Below are 8,710 nucleotides of genomic sequence, written 5' to 3'. Positions count from 1 at the left end.
GTCCGCGGCATGGATGCCGCGGCCAAGCCCCCACGGACGGGTTTACGGCGTCCCCCGCGAACCCGACCGTCCCGGCCAGCCCTGGGATAGCAATACGCGACCCGCCACGAGGGGCTCCGCCGTTCGCCGTCCTACTCCACTCCCTCACGCTCGATCGGCACGCTGCGCGGATTCTGCATGTGCTCCCGCGCCGCGCCATAGCGCTGCTGCCGCTTGTGGTGGAACGCCACGAACTCATCCCGTGGCAGCGGCCGCGAGAACAGCCAGCCCTGCGCGAACTCGACCTTCCGGGTATGCAGGTACGCCAGCTGTGCCTCGGTTTCCACGCCCTCGGCCACCACCCACAGGCCCAGCTCCTTGGCCATGTCGATGATGTGCGGCGTCACCGGGCTGGTCGCGCTCTCGGTGCCGATCGCATCGATGAACGACTTGTCGATCTTCAGCGCATCCAGTGGCAGCTGCTCCAGGTACTGCAGGCTGGAGAAGCCGACGCCGAAATCATCAATGGCCACGCTGTGCCCGGCCCGACGTGCCTGTGCCAGCATCGTGCGGGCGCGGTCCAGATCGAGGAAACCGCGTTCGGTGGCTTCCATCCAGATCTGCTGCGGCAGGATGCCGCTGCCGGCCATGTGCTTGGAGATCATCTTCAGCGCACGGCCGCTGCTGATGTCTTCGGCGGCCAGGTTGATCGCAATGTGCGCGCTGCGGTCGGCCACCAGCAGTTCGCGCATGTCGCGCACCACGTTCTCGATCACCAGATCGGTGACTGCGGCGATCATGCCGGCCTCTTCGGCCAGCGGAATGAACAGGTCCGGCCGCACCTGGGTGCCATCCGGGCGCTGCCAGCGTACCAGCGCCTCGGCGCCGACGCAGATGCCGGTATCCAGTTCGATGATGGGTTGATAGTGCAGGTACAGCTCGCGGCGGCGGATCGCCGTGGCCAGCTCGCCGCGCAGGGACAGGCGGCGACGCGACAGCCAGATCACCAGGCCGGCACCGATGGCGGCCAGCAGAACGCCGATCGGCACGAACAGCCAGGCCTGCTGGCGGAAGGTCGCGGCAAGCGCGGTACGCGGCGTGGTTGCGATCGCCAGCCACTCTTCGTTGCGCGCGGTGGCGTACAGGGTGTTGTGGTCCAGGCCCTCACCGGGCGCGCGCAGCAGGGTCTCCAGCAATGCCGGATCCATGCCGTCCTGCCTGGCCAGGAGGCGGCCGTCCGGGCTGGCCAGGGCAAGGCGCACGTTCGGGTCGGCGATGACATCGACGAAGCGGCGCGGATCGACCAGCACGTCGTAGTTGCCATACAGGATCGACAGGACCTGGCGCCGTCCGCTTGCCTCGGGGCGCACATCCACGGCGATGCCGGCGCCATCACTGGTGACGTGGTCGGACCTGGGCTGGTTGACGTCGGACAGGAACGGGCCCCACGACGTGCAGCGCAGCTTGCCACCCTCGAAGTAGCCCATCTGGTCGACCGACGGCGAGGTCATCACCAGCGTCTGCATGCGCCGGATGTGGTCCGGCCCGCACGGATCGTAGGCGCCGGCCTCGGCGGACTTCAACGCGGCCAGCGCTTCCAGGTAGGACTGGTCGGCGCGGCGCAGGGTGCGGCCGGCGATGTCGCGCAGGCGCTGCTGCTCGACACTGACCGCACGGTCCCAGGTTGCATAGGCCATCACCGCGATCGGCACGGCTGCGGCCAGCAGCGCCAGTGCGGTGCCGCCGATGATCACGCGCAGCCGGCTCATGGCCGGGGCTCCAGCGGGGCGGGCAGGGCAGGGCGCATGGTCGGGCCGATCCTTGGGCAGGTGCGGCTATCTGAGCATGGCGCCGGGCCGGGCGGAATGGGATGAATCCGGTATTCGGTCACATTGTGATGAAAGCGGCCAAGTTTGACGGGATTGGCCCATCCGACGCTGGCGCTCCGGCCTGCGGAGGACTACCGTCGAACGCTTCGCCCGCCCTTTTGCCCGCGCCCATGACCGAGCCCGCAACGCCCCCCGAGCACCTGCGCCGCAGCCTGTCCAACCGCCACCTGCAACTGATCGCCATCGGCGGTGCCATCGGTACCGGCCTGTTCATGGGGTCGGGCAAGACCATCAGCCTGGCCGGCCCGTCCATCGTCTTCGTTTACCTGATCATCGGCGCGATGCTGTTCTTCGTGATGCGCGCGATGGGCGAGCTGCTGCTGTCCAACCTGCAGTACAAATCCTTCATCGATTTCTCCACCGACCTGCTCGGCCCCTGGGCCGGCTTCTTCTGTGGATGGACGTACTGGTTCTGCTGGATCGTCACCGCCATCGCCGATGTGATCGCCATTGCCGCCTACGCGCAGTTCTGGTTCCCCGGGCTTGAAGCCTGGAAACCGGCGCTCGCGTGCGTGATGCTGCTGCTGTCGCTGAACCTGGTGACGGTGAAGCTGTTCGGCGAGATGGAATTCTGGTTCGCGCTGATCAAGATCGTGGCGATCTGCGCGCTGATCATTACCGGCGCCGGGCTGGTGGCGTGGGGCTTCACTTCACCCAGCGGCCACACCGCGTCGCTGTCGAACCTGTGGAATGACGGCGGCATGTTCCCGATGGGCCTGGTCGGTTTCTTCGCCGGCTTCCAGATTGCGGTGTTCGCCTTCGTCGGCATCGAGCTGGTCGGCACCACCGCCGCCGAAACCGCCGACCCCGAGCGCAACCTGCCCAAGGCGATCAACTCGATCCCGGTGCGCATCATCATCTTCTACGTGCTGGCGCTGATCGCGATCATGGCCGTCACCCCGTGGCGCCAGGTGGTGCCGGACAAGAGCCCGTTCGTGCAGCTGTTCGTGCTCGCCGGCATCCCTGCCGCCGCCAGCCTGATCAATTTCGTGGTGCTGACCTCGGCCACGTCCTCGGCCAACAGCGGCATCTTCTCCACCAGCCGCATGCTGTACGGCCTGGCCGAAGAGGGCCACGCCCCGCGCGGGTTGTCGAAGTTGTCACGCGCCGCCGTGCCCGCCCGTGGCCTGCTGTTCTCGTGCCTGTGCCTGCTCGGTGGCACGCTGCTGATCTACCTGATTCCGAACCTGGTGACCGCCTTCACCCTGGTGACGACGCTGGCCACGGTGCTGTTCATCTTCGTCTGGTCGCTGATTCTGGTGGCCTACATGGCCTATCGCCGTCGCTACCCGGAGCGTCACGCTGCCTCGATCTTCAAGATGCCCGGCGGTGTTGCCATGTGCTGGGCCTGCCTGGTGTTCTTCGCCGCCGTGCTGGTGCTGCTGAGCCTGCAGGACGACACCCGCCAGGCGTTGATCGCCAGCCCGGCGTGGTTCGTGCTGCTGGGCGTGGGGTATTGGGTGCGCCGCAGGACCGCGAAATGACCGGGGATGCGGGGGCGGCAAGGCCGAAATCGGGAACGTCGGAAGCGTCGACTGTTAGTCGACTGCTCTCCCGTGGGCTTCCGGAAAACCCCGCGCTGCGCGCGATAGTCGACTGACAGTCGACTCTACCGGCGCCGGCGCGGGCGCGGGTGCAGCCCTGCCGGCCCCCATTCACCCAACATTAGCGGGCGCGGCCGGATGATCCGGCCGCCATGCCCCGTCACCCTCTCCTGCTTGCGCTGTTGCTGCTGCCCAGCCTGTGGCCCGGGCTGGCCGCCGCGCGCACCGTCTACCGCTGCGTGCAGGGCAACACCGTCAGCCTGGCCACCGCGCCGGAACCCGGTTCACGCTGCACCCCGAAGGAAATCGACGACAACGCCATCCAGACCCCGAACCTGTGGGGCAACATGGGCGTGTTCAGCGGCGTGCTGTACGAGCGCGAGCAGGATGGCGCGCTGGTCTACTCCACCCGCAACCTGCCCGGCTCGCGGGTGTTCCTGAAGTTCACAGTGGCCACGCCGCCGGGCGAACCTGCCCACGAAGGCCTGGGCAAGGTCGGCAAGCCGCAGTTGGCGCAGCACGCCAAGCAGTTCAAGGCCGCGGCCAAGGCCACCGGTGTCGATGACGCATGGCTGCGCGCGATTGCCCATGCCGAAAGCAACTTCGATGCGCTGGCGGTCTCGACCAAGGGCGCACAGGGCGTGATGCAGTTGATGCCGGAGACCGCACAGGAATATGGCGTGCGCGATCCGTTCTCGCCGCAGCAGTCGATCGAGGGCGGCGCGCGCTACATGCGCGCGCTGCTGCGCCGCTACAACGGCGATCGCCCGTTGGCGGCGGCCGCCTACAACGCGGGCATCGGTGCAGTCACCCGCTACAAGGGCGTGCCGCCCTACGCCGAAACCCTGGCCTATGTGGACAAGGTGATGGCCCTGTATGCACGCTACCGCGAAGCGATGGGCATCCGTACCGAGGTGCCAGCCCGCTAGGCGGAAGGTGTAGTGCCGAGCCCACGCTCGGCGCCACAGAAAATCGGCTCAGCGCGAAGTGGAAGCGCTGACCAGGTCGTAGCGCTCAATGCGGCCGACGCGTGCCACCTCGGCCTGCACGTCGGCGCGCTGCTTCAGCGCACGCCAGGCCGCATCGATCTTCACGTCACCGGGCAGCGAGGGGTAGGTGCGCATGTCCTGCAGGGAGGCCAGCGCCTCGCCACGGTCGGTGGGGGAGCGCAGCTGTTCGATCAGCACTGCGGCTGCGCCGTCCAGGTTGCCTTCGTCCAGCAGCATCTCGCGATGGAACAGGCGTGCGTCGTCGCGCTGGGCAAGGATCACCGAGCGGGCGGCTTCCACTGCCTGGGCATCGCCGCGTTCGCGGGCGGCAGCGAACTGCAGCAGTGCCTGGGCCGCCTTGCCGTAACCGGCCAGGCCTGGCATGTCATTCACTGCGGCAGCAGCGTCCTGCATGCGGCCCAGCGAACTGAGCACGAAGCCGACGTTGAACTGGTGCTCGGCACCATCCGGGCCCAGCGCACCGATGCGTGCGGCCAGCCTGGCTGTGGCCAGCGCATCGTCGGTACGGCCCAACCGGCGCAGCGCCGTAAGCCGGCTGTTGAGCAGCCATGCCACCCATTCGGCTTCCGTCGCCGAGGGCGACTCACCTTCGGCCGCCGCACCGGCCATGCCATCGGTCAGTGCCAGCACTTCCTCGTTGCGGTCCAGCATCAGCAGCGTACTGCTGAACTCGGCCATGCGTGCGTCCAGCGCCCGGTCGAGCAGGCCGGAGACCCGCAGTTCGTCGAGGTGTTTCTGTGCAGCCTGCACCGGATCGAAGCGGGCATCGGCGCGGTCGACATAGCGATCAAACCGCTTGTCACTGCGCAGGCGGATGATCTCGGCGGGGCCGGTGATGCGCGCCAGCGTGGCGGGAATCCTGTCGCCACGGCCGTTGTCGGCCTGCAGCGTGGCCAGCGCCAGCCACAGCCCGGTGGGTTCCAGGCCGCCGCTCTTCCAGCCGTTGTCGAACAGCGCCTGCAGCAGTTCCATGCGCTGCTGGGGCTGGTCCCGCAGGCGGAACTGCAGGTAGTTGATCGCGTGGTGGTCCACCGGCAACGGCGCGTCGGCATGCTTCAGCGCCTGCACCAGGTGCTTCGTGGCAGGTGCCGGTTGGTTCTCGGACAGTTCCACCGAGACCAGGGTCAGCAGGATCTGCGCGTCGTCCGGCAGTGCTTCCTGTGCGCGCTGCAGGTAGCGGCGCGCCTGGTCCGGCTTCTTCTGCACCATTGCGGTCCAGCCGGCCACCTGCGCGGCGCGGCCGCGGTGTTCGGCATCGAAGTCATCCAGCATCGGATCTTCCATCAGCCGTTCCATCGCGATCAGCGCACCCAGCGTGTTGCCACTGCGCGACTGCTGGATGGCTTCATCCCATCGCGTGGCATAGGCCTGGTGCATCGCATCGGCGGTGACGGACGGCTTCTGCGGCACCACCGTGATCGAAGCAGTGGCGGATGTGCTGGCCAATGCGGCAAACAGCAGGGCGGCGACGGTGAGGATGCGGGGCATGGAGGATTTCCATCCGTGGGAACCGCATTGAACCCGCTGCAGCCAGCGAGAACAAGCGCGATGGATGGAACTCTGGCGTTTGACCGCACGATTGGCCATGGCGGATCGTGCGTTCAGCGACTATTGTCGGTGCCTCTTCAGACAGCAGGCAGGCAGCGCAGCACGATGGCACGGTGGCAATGGATGGCGGCAGGCGTAGCATTGGCGACGGTAGTGGCATTGGCCGCAACCTGGTGGGAGACACCGCTGCATACGCTGGGTGAACCGGCGGGTCCGGTTCCAACGCCGCTGGCGTGGACCGCGCAGATCGAACCGCTGGCCGGCGATGGCCACCCGGGTGACCGCGATGGCGCGTCCGCGCAGGCACGTTTCGCCGATCCGTACGCGTTGCTGCGCAGTGCCGATGGCAGCGTCTATTTCACCGATGCCGGTGACAACAACCGGATCCGCCGCCGCTTGCCCGATGGCCGCGTTGAAACGGTGGCCGGGCAGGGCGAGGGACGCGTTGATGGCCCGGCACTGCAGGCCAGTTTCAATACGCCTTCGGGCATTGCCGCCGACGCGCAGGGCAACCTGTATGTGGCCGACACCGGCAACCATGCCATCCGCCGCATCGGCATCGATGGCCAGGTGACCACGCTGGCCGGTGGTGAACAGGGCCACGCCGATGGCCCTGCCGCGCAGGCACGCTTCGATGCGCCGATGGGCATCGCAGTGGATGCGCAGGGCCAGGTCTACGTGGCCGATACCTTCAATGACCGCATCCGGGTGATCGGTACTGATGGCAACGTGCGCACCCTGGCCGGCGGCGATCGGCCCGGCCTGGCCGATGGCACGGGCGCCACTGCGCGCTTCGATACGCCGGTGGCGCTGGCCTTCGATGCGCAGGGCGCGCTGCTGGTGGCCGACCTTTTCAACAACGCGGTGCGCCGCGTAGGCGCCGACGGCACGGTGAGCACCGTGGTCGCCGCCGGTGGCGTGATCAATGGGCCGCTGTCGCTGGCCACCACGCACGACGGTGTGCTGTACGTGGGCGATCTTGATGGCCGCATCGTGCAGGTGACGCCGCAGGGCCACCAGATCGCGCTGGTCGGCAATGGCCGCCTGCCGCGCCTGGCCCGCCCGAGCGGGTTGGCGCTGGATGCCGATGGCAGCGTGCTGGTGGCCGACGCCGCCAACTACCGCCTGCATCGCCTGCGCCCGCTGCCGGTGGGCGAACTGCCGGCACCGGCACTGGTCGGCCCGGCTGCCGATGCGGCGTTGCCGGAGACGGGCGGTCGCTGGCCGCTGGCACCGCAGGACGGTTGGCATGAAGTGGTCGGTACGTTGGGTGAGGTGCGCGGCAACTTCACCGGCGAGAGCCGCCACCACCTGCATGGCGGTTTCGACGTGCGCGGTGATGTGGGCCAGACCGTACTGGCGATTGCCGAGGGCAAGATCAGCAGCCCGGTGGCCGCCTGGAACCTGGGCGAGCAGGCCGAGGGCCTGGCCGTGGACCGCCTCAAGTACATCCACATGCGGGTCGGCCGCACCCCGCGCGATGAGCCCTACGATGCGCGCTGGCAGGCGTTGTATGACGAGCAGGGCAAGCTGGAGCGGATGCGCGTGCGCCGCGGCATGCGCATCCACGTCGGCGACCGCCTGGGCAGCATCAACAACCAGGCGCACGTGCACCTGGCCGTGGGCACCGGTGGTTTCGAGACCAATGCCGTGGCGCTGGGCTTCCACAACTACGCCGACCACTTCGCACCGCGCATCACCGATGTGGCGCTGCTGGACGACAACGACCAGCCGATGGCCGCCGGCAGCGATGGCGTGGTGATGGTGGCGCGCCAGGGCCGCGGCGTGCAGATCGTGATCGAGGCCTGGGACCAGGTCGACAACAACCTGCCGCGTCGTCGCCTGGGCATGTACCAGGTGGGCTACCAGATCCTCGATGCCGGCGGACAGCCGCTGCAGGGTTACGAGCAGCCGCGCTGGAACATCGTGTTCAACCGCATGCCGCCGCAGAAGGAAGCGGTGCGCGTGGCCTACGCACCGGACAGCGGTATCACGGTGCATGGCAGTGCGGTGACCCGGTTCCGTTACCTGGCCACCAACACCGTGCGTGATGGCCTGATGGAGACCGGGCGCTGGCAGCCGGCGGCGCTGCCGCCGGGCGAGTACATCGTGCGCGCCAGCGTGCGCGACTACAGCGGTAACGAAGGCGTGGGCCCGCGCGAGCTCAGGGTACGGCTGCTGCCATAGCCGCAGCCGGGGCGCCGCAGCGCTCGCGCTCGGCGTCCATGTCTTCCAGCGGCCGCACCTCGATGCTGCCGAAGCGCGCCCACGGGAAGTCGCGGGCGATGCGCATGGCTTCGTCGCGGTCGCGGGCGACGATCAGGTTGAAGCCGGCCAGCAGTTCACGGGTTTCGGCGAACGGGCCATCCAGTACACGGCTGTGGCCATCACGCACGCGCAGGGTCTGCGCGGTGTCGACCGGCTGCAGTTTCTGCGCGGCCAGCAGCGTGCCCTCGGCCTGCAGTTTGTCTGCGTGGGCCAGGCAGTCGCGCATCAGCGCATTGAATTCTTCGATGGGTAGGGCCTGCAGCAGGGCAGGCTCGATGTAGATCAGAAGCAGGTACTGCTGCATGGCACGGTCCTGGCGGGGGCGGAGTGTCCATGATCGCGCAGGTTTGCGCGTGGGCATGTTGCAGCGCGGGAGGCGGCGCCTTCGGCGGGGATCGGCGAACGGCGGAGCCCCTCCGTGGTGGGGTTGGGTTGGTCGCTGAAAGCTCGGGTTCATGGGTTTGGCCGGGTG

Annotated in this window: 6 protein-coding genes; 3 read left to right on the top strand and 3 right to left on the bottom strand. The window is 68.1% G+C overall.

Annotated features, from left to right (window positions below):
- Positions 1-131: 131 nt before the first annotated feature.
- The gene (locus tag O0K41_RS21345; protein WP_005412097.1) at positions 132-1,748 is read right to left on the bottom strand and encodes an EAL domain-containing protein; all 1,617 of its coding nucleotides are present in this window, start codon (positions 1,746-1,748) and stop codon (positions 132-134) included.
- A 230-nt stretch (positions 1,749-1,978) separates the two neighbouring features.
- Here O0K41_RS21345 and cycA point away from each other — a divergent pair, with 230 nt between their 5' ends.
- Complete coding sequence (gene cycA / locus O0K41_RS21340) at positions 1,979-3,352, top strand: D-serine/D-alanine/glycine transporter (protein ID WP_049448468.1); 1,374 nt, start codon at positions 1,979-1,981, stop codon at positions 3,350-3,352.
- 212 nt (positions 3,353-3,564) lie between these two features.
- Positions 3,565-4,341, top strand: coding sequence for a lytic transglycosylase domain-containing protein (locus O0K41_RS21335; protein WP_005407882.1), 777 nt, complete (start codon positions 3,565-3,567; stop codon positions 4,339-4,341).
- Positions 4,342-4,389: 48 nt separating this feature from the next.
- Here the strand turns inward: O0K41_RS21335 and O0K41_RS21330 are convergent, their stop codons facing one another.
- Positions 4,390-5,910: a tetratricopeptide repeat protein gene (locus O0K41_RS21330; protein ID WP_108270576.1), complete on the bottom strand. Its 1,521-nt coding sequence runs from the start codon at positions 5,908-5,910 to the stop codon at positions 4,390-4,392.
- A gap of 165 nt (positions 5,911-6,075) precedes the next feature.
- On the opposite strand from O0K41_RS21330, the gene O0K41_RS21325 reads away from it, so the two are divergent.
- Positions 6,076-8,157, top strand: a complete 2,082-nt coding sequence (locus O0K41_RS21325) for an NHL repeat-containing protein (protein WP_164222355.1) — start codon at positions 6,076-6,078, stop codon at positions 8,155-8,157.
- On the opposite strand, the gene O0K41_RS21320 is transcribed toward O0K41_RS21325, so the two are convergent.
- A complete protein-coding gene (locus tag O0K41_RS21320; RefSeq protein WP_010484148.1) occupies positions 8,135-8,542 on the bottom strand; it encodes a YciI family protein in 408 nt (135 codons plus the stop codon). The two genes, O0K41_RS21325 and O0K41_RS21320, sit on opposite strands and share 23 nt — an antisense overlap.
- Positions 8,543-8,710 lie beyond the last annotated feature (168 nt).

This window comes from Stenotrophomonas sp. Sm2128 (genome assembly GCF_030985535.1).
Classification (GTDB): domain Bacteria; phylum Pseudomonadota; class Gammaproteobacteria; order Xanthomonadales; family Xanthomonadaceae; genus Stenotrophomonas; species Stenotrophomonas maltophilia.
The sequence above is the reverse complement of the archived record's forward strand: the minus strand, read 5'-3'. Positions and strand labels throughout refer to the sequence as shown.